General features: G+C 65.2%; 15 protein-coding genes. 11 read left to right on the top strand and 4 right to left on the bottom strand.

Annotated features, from left to right (window positions below):
- Window positions 1–7 precede the first annotated feature (7 nt).
- Window positions 8–769: an SDR family NAD(P)-dependent oxidoreductase gene (locus CK215_RS08815; RefSeq protein WP_095826663.1), complete on the top strand. Its 762-nt coding sequence runs from the start codon at window positions 8–10 to the stop codon at window positions 767–769.
- 36 nt (window positions 770–805) lie between these two features.
- Here the strand turns inward: CK215_RS08815 and CK215_RS08810 are convergent, their stop codons facing one another.
- The 4 genes from CK215_RS08810 to CK215_RS08795 form a co-directional block, all read right to left on the bottom strand.
- Entirely contained in the window at window positions 806–1,909 is a 1,104-nt protein-coding gene (locus tag CK215_RS08810) for an alcohol dehydrogenase family protein (RefSeq protein ID WP_095830853.1), read from the bottom strand.
- Window positions 1,910–1,976: 67 nt separating this feature from the next.
- The gene (locus CK215_RS08805; protein WP_095830715.1) at window positions 1,977–3,356 is read right to left on the bottom strand and encodes an aspartate aminotransferase family protein; all 1,380 of its coding nucleotides are present in this window, start codon (window positions 3,354–3,356) and stop codon (window positions 1,977–1,979) included.
- A 36-nt stretch (window positions 3,357–3,392) separates the two neighbouring features.
- Window positions 3,393–4,886, bottom strand: a complete 1,494-nt coding sequence (locus CK215_RS08800) for an NAD-dependent succinate-semialdehyde dehydrogenase (RefSeq protein WP_095830714.1) — start codon at window positions 4,884–4,886, stop codon at window positions 3,393–3,395.
- A 128-nt stretch (window positions 4,887–5,014) separates the two neighbouring features.
- On the bottom strand, window positions 5,015–5,500 hold the full coding sequence (locus CK215_RS08795) for an Lrp/AsnC family transcriptional regulator (RefSeq protein ID WP_095781181.1): 486 nt from the start codon (window positions 5,498–5,500) through the stop codon (window positions 5,015–5,017).
- 81 nt (window positions 5,501–5,581) lie between these two features.
- On the opposite strand from CK215_RS08795, the gene CK215_RS08790 reads away from it, so the two are divergent.
- The 10 genes from CK215_RS08790 (at window position 5,582) to doeB (ending at window position 15,363) form a co-directional block, all read left to right on the top strand.
- Window positions 5,582–6,967 (top strand): PLP-dependent aminotransferase family protein, encoded by a 1,386-nt coding sequence (locus CK215_RS08790; RefSeq protein ID WP_095830713.1) that lies wholly within the window; start codon window positions 5,582–5,584, stop codon window positions 6,965–6,967.
- 134 nt (window positions 6,968–7,101) lie between these two features.
- The gene (gene ehuA / locus CK215_RS08785; RefSeq protein ID WP_095830712.1) at window positions 7,102–7,887 is read left to right on the top strand and encodes an ectoine/hydroxyectoine ABC transporter ATP-binding protein EhuA; all 786 of its coding nucleotides are present in this window, start codon (window positions 7,102–7,104) and stop codon (window positions 7,885–7,887) included.
- A gap of 154 nt (window positions 7,888–8,041) precedes the next feature.
- The gene (ehuB, locus tag CK215_RS08780) at window positions 8,042–8,842 is read left to right on the top strand and encodes an ectoine/hydroxyectoine ABC transporter substrate-binding protein EhuB (RefSeq protein WP_245307596.1); all 801 of its coding nucleotides are present in this window, start codon (window positions 8,042–8,044) and stop codon (window positions 8,840–8,842) included.
- 183 nt (window positions 8,843–9,025) lie between these two features.
- Window positions 9,026–9,685, top strand: a complete 660-nt coding sequence (gene ehuC / locus CK215_RS08775; protein WP_095777203.1) for an ectoine/hydroxyectoine ABC transporter permease subunit EhuC — start codon at window positions 9,026–9,028, stop codon at window positions 9,683–9,685.
- 16 nt (window positions 9,686–9,701) lie between these two features.
- Entirely contained in the window at window positions 9,702–10,361 is a 660-nt protein-coding gene (gene ehuD / locus CK215_RS08770; RefSeq protein ID WP_095830852.1) for an ectoine/hydroxyectoine ABC transporter permease subunit EhuD, read from the top strand.
- Between the two features lie 5 nt (window positions 10,362–10,366).
- Complete coding sequence (gene eutA, locus CK215_RS08765) at window positions 10,367–11,143, top strand: ectoine utilization protein EutA (RefSeq protein ID WP_095830851.1); 777 nt, start codon at window positions 10,367–10,369, stop codon at window positions 11,141–11,143.
- A 12-nt stretch (window positions 11,144–11,155) separates the two neighbouring features.
- Window positions 11,156–12,151, top strand: a complete 996-nt coding sequence (gene eutB, locus CK215_RS08760) for a hydroxyectoine utilization dehydratase EutB (RefSeq protein WP_095830711.1) — start codon at window positions 11,156–11,158, stop codon at window positions 12,149–12,151.
- Window positions 12,148–13,140, top strand: coding sequence for a cyclodeaminase (locus CK215_RS08755; protein ID WP_095777205.1), 993 nt, complete (start codon window positions 12,148–12,150; stop codon window positions 13,138–13,140). The genes eutB and CK215_RS08755 overlap by 4 nt, the downstream gene beginning before the upstream one ends.
- Before the next feature lie 37 nt (window positions 13,141–13,177).
- Window positions 13,178–14,356 carry an ectoine hydrolase DoeA gene (gene doeA / locus CK215_RS08750; RefSeq protein WP_095781186.1) on the top strand — a complete coding sequence of 393 codons (1,179 nt, stop codon included), beginning with the start codon at window positions 13,178–13,180 and terminating at the stop codon, window positions 14,354–14,356.
- A gap of 5 nt (window positions 14,357–14,361) precedes the next feature.
- On the top strand, window positions 14,362–15,363 hold the full coding sequence (doeB, locus tag CK215_RS08745; protein ID WP_095830710.1) for a N(2)-acetyl-L-2,4-diaminobutanoate deacetylase DoeB: 1,002 nt from the start codon (window positions 14,362–14,364) through the stop codon (window positions 15,361–15,363).
- The last annotated feature ends 28 nt before the right edge of the window (window positions 15,364–15,391 follow it).

Here is a 15,391-nt window from a genome sequence, read left to right as displayed (position 1 = left end):
AGGGCTCATGACCACGTTTCGCAAATCCCGCACGGCGCTGGTGACCGGCGCGGGCGCCGCCGACGGCATCGGCGCCGCGGTGGCGCGTGCGCTCGGAGACGCCGGGCTTGCGGTCGCGATCACCGCCTCGTCGCATCGCGTCGAGCAGCGCGCCGAAGAGCTGCGGGCGGAGGGGCTCGACGTTCGTGCGGTGGTGGCCGATCTGACGCGTGCAGCGGATGTCGAGCGGCTCTGCTCGGAGGTCGGCGAAATCGATATCCTCGTCAACAATGCCGGGATGGGAACAGTCGCCCAGCCGGCGCTGCAGCGGCGATTTCTCGATCTCAGCGAGAGCGACTGGGACCGCGGCATCGATGTCAGCCTGAAGACCACATTCCTTGCCACACGCGCATTTCTGGCCGGCATGGTCCGACGCGGTCATGGACGCGTGGTGAACATGGCCTCGGTCACCGGCCCTTACGTCTCCAACGAAGGCGAGGCCGCCTATTCCGCCGCCAAGGCAGGCATGGTCGGGCTGACGCATGCGCTTGCGCTGGAGGTCGGCCGCAGCGGCGTCACCGTGAACGCCGTGGCGCCGGGCTGGATCGCGACGGGCGCCTCGACGCCGGAAGAGCTCGTCGCCGCGCAAAACACGCCGCTTGGACGCGCCGGCGCTCCGGAAGAGGTCGCCGCGGCTGTGCTGTTCCTGGCGTCCGACGGCGCCAGCTATGTCAACGGAGCCGTCCTCGTCGTGGATGGCGGCAACATCCTTCAGGAGCGCAAGGGCTAACCGCGAGGTCAACCGGTCGGCCGCCGCCATCGGTCGCTACTTGTTCGTGTCGGCAATCGCGTCCGGCACCACCACCAGCTTGCCGACGAAGTCCTTGGCCATGAAGTCGGTCTGGGCGCGGTGGAAGTCCGACAGCTTGTAGACGCCGCCGACCAGCGGGCGGATCTTCTTCTCCTCGATGTAGCGCACGATGCGGCGGAAATCGGCCCTGGTGCCCTGGCTCGAGCCGTGCAGCTGAAGCTGCTTGAGATACATGGTGCGCAGGTCCAACTGCACCACCGGCCCAGCGATGGCGCCTGCGGTGGTGTAGCGTCCCTCGGGCCGCAGGATGCGCAGCAGATCATTGAAGATGGCGCCGCCGACAAGGTCGGCGACCACGTCGATGGGTTGGCCAGCGGTCGCTTCGTTGACGGCGGCAGGCAGGTCGGCCACGCCGCGCGTGACCACTTTCTCGGCGCCGATGTCGAGCACTGCTTGCTCCTTGCCCTTGCCGACCACGGCATAGGGAATGGCGCCCCGCGCCCGCGCCAGCTGCACGATGCCGGAGCCGACACCGCCGGAGGCGCCGGTGACCAGCACCCGTTCGCCGGCCTTCAAGCCTGCACGTTCCAGCATCTGCTCGCCGGTGAGATAGGCGCAGCAGAAGGTGGCGAGCTCGACATCGCTCAAATCGGTATCGACGACATGCGCATTCTCGGCCGGCAGCGCCTGGTATTCGGCATATCCGCCGTCACGGCCGTGGCCCATATAGTCGATGTCGGCGAGCGAATCGTCGTCACGGTTGTAGATGGAGAAGTCGACCATGACGCGTTCGCCGATGCGCTCGGCGGGTACGCCGTCACCGACGGCGACGATGGTGCCGACCGTATCGGTGCCCTGGATGCGCGGAAAGGTCAGCGTGTTGCTTTGCCGGCGCCAGGTCGACACGGCAGCCGCATCTTCTTCCGTGCCGTAGGCGCCCTGGCGCACCCACACGTCGGTGTTGTTCATGCCGCAGGCGCTGACCTTGACCAGCACCTCGCCGGCAGCCGGCGACGGCACCTTCACATCGGTGCGGTAGACGAGTTTTTCCAGGCCGCCGTGGCCGGTGAGTTGCACGGCGGCCATCGTGGCGGGGACGGTTCTGGTCATGGCATTCATGTCGGTCTGTTCCTTTGCTTTCACGCAACTCCGGACGGAAAACCGTTCACACCTTTCCTGGATTGCTTCAGAGGCTGGCAAACACGCTGTTCACGGCGTCGGCGGTCTTGGCGACGATGGTGTCGGCCTCCTCGCGCGTCAGGCAAAGCGGCGGCGCGAAGCCGAGGATGTCGCCCTGCGGCATGGCGCGGCCGATGACGCCGCTTGCCGCGAGCGTCGTGGCGATCTGCGGGCCCACTTTGAGCGCCGGATCGAAGAAGACGCGATCGTCGCGATCCCTGACGAACTCGACCGCAGCCAGCATGCCGTCGCCGCGGACCTCGCCGACGTTTCTGTGGCCGCCGACGGCCTTGGCCAGCTCGGCGCGGAAATAAGCGCCGGTCTCGCCGGCATTCCTCACCAGATCCATCTCGTCGATCAGTTCGAGATTGGCGACGCCCGCGGCGACGCAGATGGGATGCGCCGAATAGGTCCAGCCGTGGCCCAGCGAGCCCAGCTTGTCGGAACCCCTGACCAGCACCTGCCAGACCTTGTCGGAGACGATGACGCCGGAAAGCGGCGCATAGGCAGACGTCAGGCCCTTCGCGATGGTGATCAGGTCCGGCTTGATGCCGTAATGGTCGGAGCCGAACATGGTGCCGAGACGGCCGAAGCCGGTCACCACCTCGTCGGCGACAAGCAGCACGTCGTATTTGTTCAGCACCGCCTGGATCTTTTCCCAATAGCCGGCGGGCGGCGGCACGATGCCGCCGGTGCCGAGGATCGGCTCGCCGATAAAGGCCGCGACGGTGTCCGGGCCCTCGGCAAGGATCATCTCCTCGAGCTTGTCGGCGCAATATTGCGAAAACTGCTCCTCGCTCATCGAGCGGTCGGCGCGGCGGAAATAATAGGGGGCCTCGGTGTGCATGATCGGCGCGCGCGGCAGGTCGAAGGCGTTGTGGAACAGCTCGAGCCCGGTCAGCGATCCTGTCATGACGCCGGAGCCGTGGTAGCCGCGCCAGCGCGAGATGATCTTCTTCTTCTCCGGCCGGCCGAGAACGTTGTTGTAGTACCAGATCAGCTTGATGTTGGTCTCGTTGGCGTCGGAGCCGGAGAGGCCGAAATAGACCCTCGACATGCCCTTCGGCGCGCGGTCGATGATCATCTTGGCGAGCGTAATCGAGGCCTCGGTGCCGTGCCCGACATAGGCGTGATAATAAGCGAGGTTCTTGGCCTGATCGGCAATGGCATCGGCGATCTTGTGGCGGCCATAGCCGACATTGACGCAATAGAGCCCGGCAAAGGCATCGATGCTCTTCTTGCCGGTGTTGTCCCAGACGGTGACGCCTTCGCCGCCGGCCATGATGCGCGCCGGGGACTCGCCCCGCGCATGCGTGCCCATATGCGTCGAGGGATGGAAGAAGTGGTCGCGATCCCAGGCCGAAAGTTCGTTGGACTGTTCGAGCATCTTTTTTCTCCTTGCAGGGAATTCTTCCGGCGTGCGCTAGGCGACGTCCAGACAAAGGTATTTCAGATCGGTGAAGGCTTCGAGGCCATGGCGCGAGCCTTCGCGGCCGATGCCGGACTGCTTGACGCCGCCGAACGGGATCGGCGCGCCGGTGATCTTCACCCGGTTGATCGCGACCATACCGTATTCCAGCGCGCGACCCATGCGCGCCTGGCACGCGCCGTTCTCGGTCACGACATAGGCGACGAGACCATATTCGGTAGCGTTGGCGCGGGCGACGACTTCCGCTTCCTCGTCGAACGGGGTGACGGCGGCGACCGGGCCGAAGGTTTCCTCATGCATGATCAGCGCCTCGTCCGGCACATCGACGAGCAGCGTTGGCTGATAGAACAGCGGCCCGGCCGCATGGCGCTTGCCGCCGATGAGGCAGCGCGCGCCGCGAGCCAGCGCGTCTGCGACCTGCTCCTCCACCTTCTTGACGGCGCGCTCATGCATCAGCGGGCCGATATCGGCGTCGGGTGAAAGCCCGTTGCCGGTGCGCAGGCGCTCGATGCGACGGCCGAAGGCGGCGCAGAAGCGGTCATAACTCTGGCGCTGCACATAGATGCGGTTGGCGGCAAGACAATCCTGGCCGGAGGTGGCGAATTTGGCGTCGAGCGCGATCGTCACCGCCTTTTCGATATCGGCATCACCGAAGACGATCAGCGGCGCATGGCCGCCGAGCTCCATGACCAGCCGCTTCATCGTCGGCGCGCTCTGCGCGGCAATCAGCCGGCCGACGTCGGTCGAACCGGTGAAGCTCATGGCGCGCACCCGGGCGTCAGCGCACATCGCGCCGACGATGGTGCGCGCATCCCCGGTGACAACGTTGAAGACCCCGGCGGCCAGGCCGGCACGCTCGCCGAGCTCGGCCAGCGCCAGCGCCGAAAGCGGCGTTTCCGAGGACGGATGCGCCACCATGGTGCAGCCGGCGGCAAGCGCCGCAGCGGCCTTGCGGGTGAGCATGGCCGACGGAAAGTTCCATGGGGTGACGACGCCGACGACGCCGAGCGGCTCGCGGCGAACGGTCATCTGAGCATTCGGCAGATGGCTGGTGACGCTTTCGGCATTGAGGCGCTTTGCTTCCTCGGCATACCACTCGACGAAGGAGGCGGCGTAGTCGATCTCGCCCAGCGATTCCTTTAGCGGCTTGCCCTGTTCAAGCGTCATCAGCAGCGCCAGGTCGTCCTTGGCGGCGACGATCAGCTCGAACCATTTTCGCAAGATTCTGGAACGCTCTTGCGGCAGCGCGGAGCGCCAGGCCGGCAGGGCACGCGCTGCAGCGTCGACAGCCTCCGCCGTTTGGCTTGCGCCGAGGGCGGCAACGAAGGCGACTGTAGCGCCGGTGGCCGGATCGGTGACTGCGAAGCTCGCGGCCGAGTCGCCGGCCGTCCAATGTCCCCCGATATAGCCGAGATCGCGCAGCAGCCGGCGATCGGCGAGACGATCCAGTGCTTCGTGGCGGTGTGGGCGTGCAAAATGCGCGGACATCGTTTGTCTCCCGGTGCCAGTCGATGCGGAGAGATTAGCCGCGCGATCGAGACAGAGAGGCTTTTTCGGCAGCCGCCAGGAGAGAGATTGTCTGCCATCGCCCGCCGGGCCAGACGATCTCTCCGGCTTCAGCCTGGCAACAGGTCGGCGACAGGCACCACGGACTCCTCCTTCACCGTCTTGGTGACGATGTAGGTGAAGTAGCGGTCGATGCCGATCTCGCGTTCCAGAAGGGCGTCGACCAGCCGCTGATAGGCGTCGATGTCCCGCGCCATCACTTTCAGCACATAGTCGACGCCGCCGCCGACCGACCAGCAGGCGACGATCTCGGGCACGTCGCGGATGACCCGCTCGAAACGGTCGAAATCGGCTTGCCGGTGGCTGGCCAATGTCACCTCCATCAGCACGGTCGCCACCGGCGCGATCGCGCGCATGGCGATTGCGGCGTGGTAGCCGGAGACGATGCCAGCCTTCTCCAGCTTGCGCAGCCGCATCCAGCAAGGCGTCGGCGACAGGCCGACCTTCTCGGCCAGCGCCAGCTTGGTGATGCGCCCGTCGCGCTGGATGGCGTCGAGGATCTTGAGGTCGATCGGATCGAGTTTCGCTGCCGCCATGCTCCGCCTTTTTGTTCCGGACACCATGACGATGCATTATTTCGATTGTCAATTGCACTGATTTCGATCTCTAATAAAGTCATGACATTATGGCAGCCAGATCCTGCGCTCATCCGCCGCCCGGCCTACCTCTCGCTGGCCGATCAGTTCGCGCGCGCCATCCATGATGGAAAGCTCGCCAATGGCGCGCGACTGCCGACGCACCGGCGGCTTGCCGACGACCTGAAACTTTCGGTCCAGACGGTCAGCCGCGCCTATGAGGAACTGATCCGCCGCGGTCTGATTGCCGGCGAGGTCGGGCGCGGCAGCTTCGTGCAGACGCAGCGCCGGGAGCCGGAGCCGCCCTACCTCCCGGAACGGTTGGGCGAGGTCATCGACCTCTCGATCCTGAAGCCGGTCTGCGAGCCGATGCATCTGGAGAAGCTGAAGCAGGCGTTGGGGTGGCTGGCCGAGAACCTGCCGTCGAGTTCGGCGCTGTCGTTCCGGCCGAACATGGTGTTCCCGCGTCATCGCACGGTGGCGGTCGAATGGCTGAAGCTCTGCGGCCTCGACGCCTCACCGCAGAACATCAGCCTCACCAACGGCGCCACCGCCGGCATGACGGTAGCGCTGATGAGCGTCGCACCGCCCGGCTCGACGGTCGCCACCGAGGCGATCGGCCACCACACGCTGGTGCCGCTCGCCCGCTATCTCGGCTTCAATCTCGACGGCCTGCCGATCGACGACAACGGCCTGATCCCGGAAGCGTTGGATGAGGCCTGCCGTCTCTCCGACATTCGCGCCGTTTTCGTCCAGCCTTCGGTCATCAACCCGACGGCGAGCTTGATGGACGACGGCCGGCGCGAGCAGATCGCCGCGGTTGCGCGCAAACATGACATCGCCATCATCGAGAACGACGTGCTCGGGCCGCTCGTCGAAGGCCGGCCTCCGGCGGTTGCCGCCTTCGCGCCCGAGCGGACGCTCTACGTCACCTCCTTCACCAAGATCACCGTGCCCGGCCTGCGCATCGGCTATCTCGCGGTGCCCGACCGCTATGTCGCGGCCGTCGCCAACCGCCATCTCGTCTCGAATTGGATGGCGACGCCGATGGTGGCGGAAATCGCGACCCGGTGGGTGAACGACGGCACGGCTTTTGAGTTGGTCGACTGGCAACGCGGGGCGCTGAGACGCCGGCAGGAAATCGCAGCCGAAATGCTGGCCGGCGTCGACTATCGCTCCCATCGCGACGGGCTGCATCTGTGGCTCCAATTGCCGGGCGACCGCGCCGAGGAGAGCTTCGTTGCGCAGGCGCGCCTGCGCGGCGTGGCGATCGCGCCGGGCACGTCGTTCCGCATCGCCGACACGCCGTGGCATCCCGCCGTGCGCATCTCGCTCGGCTCGACCACCGAAGGGGAACTGCGCGCGGGCCTGAGCGTTGTCGCCAAGCTCCTGCTGGGCGATCCGGAGCATCTTCTGCTCGCCATCTGATGCAAAAGCGGAGCGCCAATTGCCCCAATTGTGCAGCGCTCGAAAAATTGTCATGATATTATTTTCCTAATTGACATGATTTAGCGCGTTTCGCATCGTTAGGAGCATAGGCCGCTTCAGAACGGGGAAATGGATTGCCCGCGCCCATCATCAAGGTCGACGCCATTTCGAAGAGCTTCGGCGCCTTCAAGGTGCTCGACGGCCTGTCGATGCAGGTCATGCCAGGCGAGAAGCTGGCGCTGATCGGCCCATCCGGATCGGGCAAGACGACGATCCTGCGCATCCTGATGACGCTGGAGAAGATCGACGGCGGCAATATCCAGATCGACGGCGAGCAGCTCTATCACATGGAGCGCAACGGGCAGCTGGTACCGGCCGACGAGCGGCACTTGGCCAAGATGCGCCAGAAGATCGGCATGGTCTTCCAGCTCTTCAATCTTTTCCCGCACAAATGCGTCATCGACAATGTCACGCTGGCGCCGATGCTGACCAAGGGCGTGGCGCGAGCCGCCGCCGAAAAACGGGCGATGGAACTGCTCGACATGGTGGGCCTCGCCGATAAGGCGAAGAGCATGCCGGCACAGCTTTCCGGCGGCCAGAAGCAGCGCGTCGCGATCGCCCGCGCGCTGGCGCTGTCGCCCAAGATCATGCTGTTCGACGAGGTCACCTCGGCGCTCGACCCCGAGCTGGTCGAGGAGGTGCTCAATGTCATGCGTAAGCTCGCCGCCGAAACCGACATGACGATGCTGCTCGTCACTCATGAGATGGGCTTTGCCCATGACTTTGCCGATCGCGTGCTGTTCTTCGATCGCGGCAGGATCGTCGAGGAGGGCAAGCCCGATGAGATTTTCCGCCATCCCAAGCAGGAACGCACGCAGGGCTTCCTGAAGAAGATCATCGCGGCCGGACATCGCGTCTGACCGCCATGCCAGGGCGGCGAAGCCGTCCCGAAAGCCAGAAACGGGTGGCAAGTACGCCATCCGAACCGAGCGAACCAAGAAGAGAAACAAGGAGTTGGGAACGATGAAGAAACTTGGCATCCTGGCTGGCGTCGCCGGTCTCGCCGTAAGCACCATGCTGCTCGCCTCCGGCGCGCGTTCAGCAGACGACGCAAAGCTCGAGCAGCTCAAGCAGCAGGGCTTCGCCCGCGTCGCCATTGCCAACGAGCCGCCCTACACCGCGGTCGCCGCGGACGGCAAGGTCTCGGGCGCCGCACCCGACGTAGCGCGCGAGATCTTCAAGCGCCTCGGCGTCAACGATATCGTCGCCTCCATCTCCGAATATGGCGCCATGATCCCCGGCCTGCAGGCCGGCCGCTTCGATGTCGTCACCGCCGGCCTGTTCATGAAGCCCGAGCGCTGCGCGGCTGTCGCCTATTCCGAGCCGGTGCTGTGCGATGCGGAAGCGATGCTGGTGAAGAAGGGCAACCCGAAGGGTTTCAAGAGCTATGAGGACGTCGCCAAGGACACGTCGGCCACTATCGGCGCGCCGGGCGGCGGCACCGAGGAGAAGCTGGCGCTCAATGCCGGCGTGCCGCGCGACCGCGTCATCGTCGTGCCGGACGGCCAGAGCGGCCTGAAGATGGTGCAGGACGGCCGCATCGACGCCTATTCGCTGCCCGTTCTGTCGATCAACGACCTCATCAAGAAGGCCAATGATCCGAATCTCGAAGTGATCGCGCCGGTGCAGGGCGCGCCGGTCTATTGCGACGGCGCCGCCTTCAAGAAGGGCGACGAGGCGCTGCGCGATGCCTATGACGTCGAGCTCGCCAAGATGAAGAAGTCCGGCGAGTTCGCCAAGATCATCGAGCCCTACGGCTTCTCGGCCAAGGCGGCGATGTCGACGACGCGCGAGAAGCTCTGCGCGGCGAAGTAATCTCCCTTCTTACCACCTGCGGGGAGAAGATGGCTCGAAGAGCCGGATGAGGGGCGGCGCGCCAGCATTTCAAGGTCAGCGCTGCCCCTCATCTGCCTGCCGTCATCTCCTCCCCGTGGGCGGGGACAAGGCTGTCGGAGCCGTCTCGCAACGACTGCAAACGTTAGGAAAATTTGAAACTCAATGACCCAGTGGTCCGGCTATCTCGGCCTGATATTGCAGGGAGCGCTTGTCACCATCGAGCTGACGCTGATGGGGTCGGTGCTCGCGCTCGTCATGGCCTTTCTCGCCGGCATGGGACGTGTGTCGCGCTTCTTCATCGTGCGCGCGATTGCCACGACCTATATCGAGTTCTTCCGCGGCACCTCGATCTTCGTGCAGCTGTTCTGGGCCTATTTCGTGCTGCCTTTCGCCGGTCTGTCGCTGACGCCTTTGCAGGCCGGCGTGCTGGCGCTGGGGCTCAATGTCGGAGCCTATGCGGCGGAAGTCGTGCGCGGCGCCATCCTGTCGATCGGCCGTGAGCAATATGAGGCCTGCACGGCGCTTAATCTCGGCCGCTGGCAAGGCATGCGCCACGTCATCCTGCCGCAGGCGCTGCTCATCATGCTGCCAACCTTCGGCAACAACGCGATCGAGCTGCTCAAGGCGACTTCGGTCGTATCGCTGATCTCGCTTGCCGATCTCACCTTCCAGGCGCAAGTGGTGCGCTCGCAGACGGGCAGCACGCTGATGCCCTTCCTCTCCGTTCTCGTCATCTATTTCGCGCTCGCGCTGATCATCTCCTGGGGCGTGCGCTCGCTGGAGCGCCGCATGGCGCGCGGTCTCGACGGAGTGCGTGTCTGATGGAATGGGCCCGCTGATGGAATGGGATTGGAACTTTGTCTGGGAGATCATGCCGACTATGATCCAGGGGGTGAAGATCACGATCCTGGCGACCGTGCTCGGCTCGATCCTGGCCGGGATCGTCGGTCTGGCGATCGCGCTGGCGCGGCGCTCGCCTAACCGCACGGTGTCGCGCAGCGTCGGCTGGTTCGCCGAATTCATCCGCGGCACGCCGCTTCTGGTGCAGCTCTATTTCATCTTCTACGTGCTGCCCGATATCGGCATCCTGCTGCCGCCCTTGGTGGCGGGCGTCATCGGGCTTGGACTGCACTACGGCACCTATACGGCCGAGGTCTATCGCGCCGGCATCGACAATGTGCCGCGCGGCCAGTGGGAGGCCGCCAAGGCCTGCAATCTTAACGGCCGCCACACCTGGACGCATGTCATCCTGCCGCAGGCGATCCCGCCGATGATCCCGGCCTTGGCCAACTACTTCATCGCCATGTTCAAGGAGACGCCGCTGCTTTCGGCGATCACCGTGCTGGAGCTGATGAACCAAGCCAAGAGCGTCGCCAATACCTATTACCGCTACATCGAGCCGATGACGCTGGTTGGCGCCTTCTTCCTCGTCATCAGCCTCTGCTCCGTCGTGCTGTTGCGCTGGCTGGAGCGTCGTTACGGCAGGATCGAGAGATGAAAGTCATGAAACTGTTGCCCGAAATCGAGCTGGCATCGACCCGGCCCGCACTCGATGCGCGTCCGCTCGAAAAGCGCGTCGGGCTGATTGCTTTGGCCACCGATCATACCAGCGAGGTCGACTTCCGCCGCATGGTGGCGAGCGAGCGGATCGGCGTCTACGTCGCGCGCATCCCCTACGCCAATCCGACGACGCCGGACAATCTGCGCAAGATGCAGCCCTCGCTTTCGGCGGGCGCGGCACTGATCCTGCCGGACGAGACGCTCGATGCCGTCTGCTATTCCTGCACGTCTGCTTCCGTGGTGATCGGCGACGCCGAGATCGAGCAGGCGATCCAGGCGGCCAAGCCGAATGTTCCCGTGGTCACGCCGCCCATGGCCGGCGTGCGCGGCCTCAACGCTTTTGGCGTGAAGCGGATCAGCATTCTCACCCCTTACACTGTCGAGACCAGCCGGCCGATGGCCGCCTATTTCGCCGCGCACGGCTTCGACATCGAGAGCGTCACCTGCCTCGGCTTCGAGGACGATCGGGAGATGGCACGCATCGAGCTTACCTCGCTCGTCGATCTGGCGCGCAAGGCGACGCATGCGCAGGCGGATGCGCTGTTCGTTTCATGCACCGCGCTACGCGCGGCGCTCGCCGTTCCAGGCATGGAGGAGGCAATCGGCCGCCCGGTCGTCACCAGCAACCAGGCGAGCGCCTGGAACTGCCTGCGGCTTTGCGGGGACGACACGGCGCGGCCGCAGTTCGGCCGGCTGATGACGAAGCCATTGGCCCGGTGAGCGGGCATGCCAATGACCAAAACGGAAGTCACGCTTCAGCATATCCGCGCTGCGCGCGAACGCATTGCCGGAAAGGTCGAGCGGACTCCGACTGTGTTGTCGCAAAGCCTCTCGGATCGGGCGGGACATCCCGTTCACCTCAAGCTGGAACATCACCAGACGACCGGCGCGTTCAAGCTGCGCGGCGCGTCCAACGCGATCGCCGCGTTGAGTCCGGAGGAAAGGTCGCGCGGCGTCGTCGCGGCATCGACCGGCAATCACGGCCGCGCGCTGGCCCATGCGGCGAAGCTCGAGGGCATGCGCGCGGTGATCTGCATGTCGAGGCTGGTGCCCGAGAACAAGCTCGACGCAATCCGCCGCCTCGGCGCGGATATTCGCATCGTCGGCAACAGCCAGGACGATGCCCAGCAGGAGGTCGACAGGCTGGTCGCGGAGGAGCGGCTGGTCATGCTGCCGCCCTTCGACCATCCCGACATCGTCGCCGGGCAGGGCACGTTGGGGCTGGAGATCATGGAGCAGGTTCGGGACGCAGCAAGTGTGCTGGTGCCGCTCTCCGGCGGCGGCCTGGCAGCCGGCGTTGCCGCGGCGGTCAAGGGGGTGAGCCCGGCCACCAAAGTCGTCGGCGTGTCGATGTCGCGCGGTGCCGCGATGAAGGCGAGCCTCGATGCCGGCCGCCCCGTGCAGATCGAGGAATTGCCGACGCTTGCGGACTCGCTAGGCGGCGGCATCGGCCTCGATAACCGGCTGACCTTTGCCATGTGCCGTGAGCTGCTCGACGACGTCATCCTGCTTTCCGAGGACGAGATCGCCGCCGGCATTCGGCATGCCTATGAGGAAGAGCGCGAGATCGTCGAAGGCGCGGGCGCGGTCGGCATCGGCGCGCTGCTTGCTGGGAAGGTCACTGCGAAAGGACCGGTGGTGGCCATCCTGTCTGGCCGCAACATCGACATGAGCCTGCATCGCCGCATCGTCTGCGGCAACGCTGCACTGACGGAGCGCCCCACATGAGCCGCATGACCATCCTCACCGAAGCCGAGCTGCGCAAGATCGTGACGCTCGATCTGGATGCGGTCGCCTGCGTCGAGAACGCGTTTCGGGCTTTGGTGACAATGCCGGTGGCGATGCCGCCAATCTTGAGGCTTGACATTCACGAGCATCGCGGCGAGGTCGACGTGAAGTCCGCCTACGTGCCCGGCATAGATGGCTTCGCCGTCAAGATAAGCTCCGGCTTCTTCGACAATCCGAAGCTCGGCCTGCCGAGCGGCGGCGGCATGATGGTGCTGCTTTCGGCCAAGACCGGTGTGGTCGAGGCGCTGCTGCTCGACAATGGCTATCTGACCGATGTGCGCACCGCCGCAGCCGGCGCGGTCGCGGCCAAGCATCTGTCGCGCGAAGACTCCAGCATAGCGGCGATCTTCGGCGCCGGCTTGCAGGCCGGCCTGCAATTGGAAGCGCTGCGCCTCGTCAGGCCGATCGCGGAGGCGCGCGTCTGGGCGCGCGATGCGGCCAAGGCCGAGGCGACCGCGGCCCGCTTGCGCGAGAGACTGGGCATCATGGTGCGTGCCGAGCCGGATGCGGCGAGGGCGGCAGCGGGCGCCGACATCATCGTCACCACCACGCCTTCGACCGAGCCGCTGATCAAGGCCGGGTTCGTCTCGGCCGGCCAGCACATCACCGCGATGGGCTCGGATGCCGAGCACAAGAACGAGATCGCGCCGGCGATCCTTCGCCTGGCAGATCTCTATGTCGCAGACAGCGCGAAGCAGACGCGGCGCTTGGGCGAGCTTCACCACGCCATCGAGGCAGGGGCGATGGCGGCCGACGCGGAAGTCACTGAGCTCGGCCAGGTCATCGCCGGGAAAAAGCACGGACGACGATCGGCCGGCGACATCACCATCGCGGATCTCACCGGCACCGGCGTGCAGGACACCGCGATCGCCACCTTAGCCCGCGACCGCGCTGGGGCGGCGAAGACGGGAACGATTTTCGAAAGCTGAATAGGGCCGTGAGGCCCAACAAACGAGGACCAACAAAATGCAGCCGAACCTGAAATTCTCGCGAGGCGAATTTGCCGATCGCCTCGCCAAGACGCGGAAAGCCATGGAGGCCAAGGGGGTCGATCTGCTGATCGTCAGCGATCCGTCCAACATGGCGTGGCTGACCGGCTATGACGGCTGGTCCTTCTATGTGCATCAGGCGGTCATCGTGCCGCCTTCGGGCGAGCCGGTCTGGTATGGCCGCGGCCAGGACGCCAACGGCGCCAAGCGCACCGCCTATCTCGCGCATGACAACATCATCGGCTACGCCGACCACTACGTGCAGTCGACCGAGCGGCACCCGATGGACTATCTCGCCAGCGTGCTTGCTGATCGCCGCTGGGACAAGCTGACCATCGGCGTCGAGATGGACAATTATTGGTTCTCGGCGGCGGCCTTCGCCTCGCTGCAGAAGCACCTGCCCAACGCCCGCTTCGTCGACGCCACCGCGCTGGTCAATTGGCGGCGCGCCGTGAAGAGCCCGACCGAGATCGACTATATGCGCAAGGCCGCCCGCATCGTCGAGGCCATGCATCAGCGTATCGTCGACAAGATCGAGGTCGGCATGCGCAAATGCGATCTGGTCGCCGAGATCTATGATGCCGGCACGCGCGGCGTTGAGGGCATCGGCGGCGACTATCCGGCGATCGTGCCGCTCTTGCCATCGGGCGCCGACGCCTCGGCGCCGCATCTCACCTGGGACGACCAGCCGATGAAGGCGGGCGAGGGCACGTTCTTCGAGATCGCCGGCTGCTACAACCGCTACCACTGCCCGCTGTCGCGCACCGTCTTCCTCGGCAAGCCGACGCAAGCCTTCCTCGACGCCGAGAAGGCGACGCTCGAGGGCATGGAGGCGGGCCTTGCCGCCGCCAAGCCGGGCAATGCCTGCGAGGACATCGCCAATGCCTTCTTCGCCGTGCTGAAGAAGTACGGCATCGTCAAGGACAACCGCACCGGCTACTCGATCGGTCTTTCCTATCCGCCGGATTGGGGCGAGCGCACGATGAGCCTGCGCCCCGGCGATCGCACCGAGCTCAAGCCCGGCATGACCTTCCATTTCATGACGGGTCTGTGGCTCGAGACAATGGGACTTGAAATCACCGAATCGATCCTGATCACCGAGACCGGCGTCGAGTGCCTGGCCTATGTGCCGCGCAAGCTGTTCGTCAAGGATTGAGGCCTATGTCAGCTCTGCCTCCATCGCCGATCACGCCGACAGTCGATTTCGAGCGCGACGGTGTCCAGCACGGCTTCCTGCGCCTGCCTTACAGCCGCGACGATTCCGCCTGGGGCTCGGTGATGATTCCGATCTGCGTGATCTGCAACGGCAAGGGGCCGACGGCGCTGCTTACCGGCGGCAATCACGGCGACGAGTATGAGGGGCCACTGGCGCTCTACGAGCTCGCTCGCACGCTCGACCCGAAGGATGTCACCGGGACCGTCATCATCGTGCCGGCGATGAACTATCCGGCGTTCCGCGCCGGCAGCCGCACTTCGCCGATCGACAAGGGCAACATGAACCGCAGCTTTCCCGGCCGGCCGGACGGTAGCGTGACGGAAAAGATCGCCGACTATTTCCAGCGCGAATTGTTGCCGCGGGCGGACATCGTGTTCGACTTCCACTCCGGCGGAAAGACGCTGGACTTCGTGCCGTTCTGCGCCGCGCATACGCTGCTGGACAAGGAGCAGGAGAAAAAGGCCTTCGCCGCGGTCGAGGCCTTCGCGGCTCCGTTCTCGATGCGCATGACCGAGATCGATACCGTTGGCATGTATGACACCGCGGCTGAGCAGATGGGCAAGGTCTTCGTCACCACCGAGCTCGGCGGTGGCGGCACGGCCCGGGCCGAGACCGTGCGCATCGCTCGCCGTGGCATCCTCAATGTGCTTCGCCATGCCGGCATCGTTGATGGCGCCGTCGAGAAGAGCCAAACCCAATGGCTCGACATGCCTTCGGGCGACTGCTTTGCATTTGCCGAAGACGAGGGCATGATCGAGACCATGATCGATCTCGGCGAGAAGGTGGAGGAAGGCCAGGTCGTGGCGCGCATCCATTCGACCGGTCGCACCGGCACCGCGCCCCAGGAGATCAAGGCTAGGATGTCAGGGCTCCTGGCCGCGCGCCATTTCCCCGGCCTCGTCAAGGCCGGAGATTGTGTCGCGGTGCTTGCCGTCGAGGTTGACTGAAGCGCGCCAGGTAGAAGCGACGCCGTAA

Origin of the sequence: Mesorhizobium sp. WSM3864 (genome assembly GCF_002294955.1) — a bacterium.
GTDB lineage: Bacteria > Pseudomonadota > Alphaproteobacteria > Rhizobiales > Rhizobiaceae > Mesorhizobium.
The sequence above is the reverse complement of the archived record's forward strand: the minus strand, read 5'-3'. Positions and strand labels throughout refer to the sequence as shown.

Coding starts and splice junctions, on each gene's coding strand:
- CK215_RS08795 (WP_095781181.1), bottom strand. CDS start 5,500: ATGGCGGCAGCGAAACTCGATCCGATCGACCTCAAGATCCTCGACGCC.
- CK215_RS08790 (WP_095830713.1), top strand. CDS start 5,582: ATGACATTATGGCAGCCAGATCCTGCGCTCATCCGCCGCCCGGCCTAC.
- doeB (WP_095830710.1), top strand. CDS start 14,362: ATGTCAGCTCTGCCTCCATCGCCGATCACGCCGACAGTCGATTTCGAG.
- CK215_RS08755 (WP_095777205.1), top strand. CDS start 12,148: ATGAGCCGCATGACCATCCTCACCGAAGCCGAGCTGCGCAAGATCGTG.
- CK215_RS08800 (WP_095830714.1), bottom strand. CDS start 4,886: ATGTCCGCGCATTTTGCACGCCCACACCGCCACGAAGCACTGGATCGT.
- ehuC (WP_095777203.1), top strand. CDS start 9,026: ATGACCCAGTGGTCCGGCTATCTCGGCCTGATATTGCAGGGAGCGCTT.
- ehuD (WP_095830852.1), top strand. CDS start 9,702: ATGGAATGGGATTGGAACTTTGTCTGGGAGATCATGCCGACTATGATC.
- CK215_RS08805 (WP_095830715.1), bottom strand. CDS start 3,356: ATGCTCGAACAGTCCAACGAACTTTCGGCCTGGGATCGCGACCACTTC.
- eutA (WP_095830851.1), top strand. CDS start 10,367: ATGAAACTGTTGCCCGAAATCGAGCTGGCATCGACCCGGCCCGCACTC.
- eutB (WP_095830711.1), top strand. CDS start 11,156: ATGACCAAAACGGAAGTCACGCTTCAGCATATCCGCGCTGCGCGCGAA.
- CK215_RS08815 (WP_095826663.1), top strand. CDS start 8: ATGACCACGTTTCGCAAATCCCGCACGGCGCTGGTGACCGGCGCGGGC.
- ehuB (WP_245307596.1), top strand. CDS start 8,042: ATGCTGCTCGCCTCCGGCGCGCGTTCAGCAGACGACGCAAAGCTCGAG.
- doeA (WP_095781186.1), top strand. CDS start 13,178: ATGCAGCCGAACCTGAAATTCTCGCGAGGCGAATTTGCCGATCGCCTC.
- CK215_RS08810 (WP_095830853.1), bottom strand. CDS start 1,909: ATGAATGCCATGACCAGAACCGTCCCCGCCACGATGGCCGCCGTGCAA.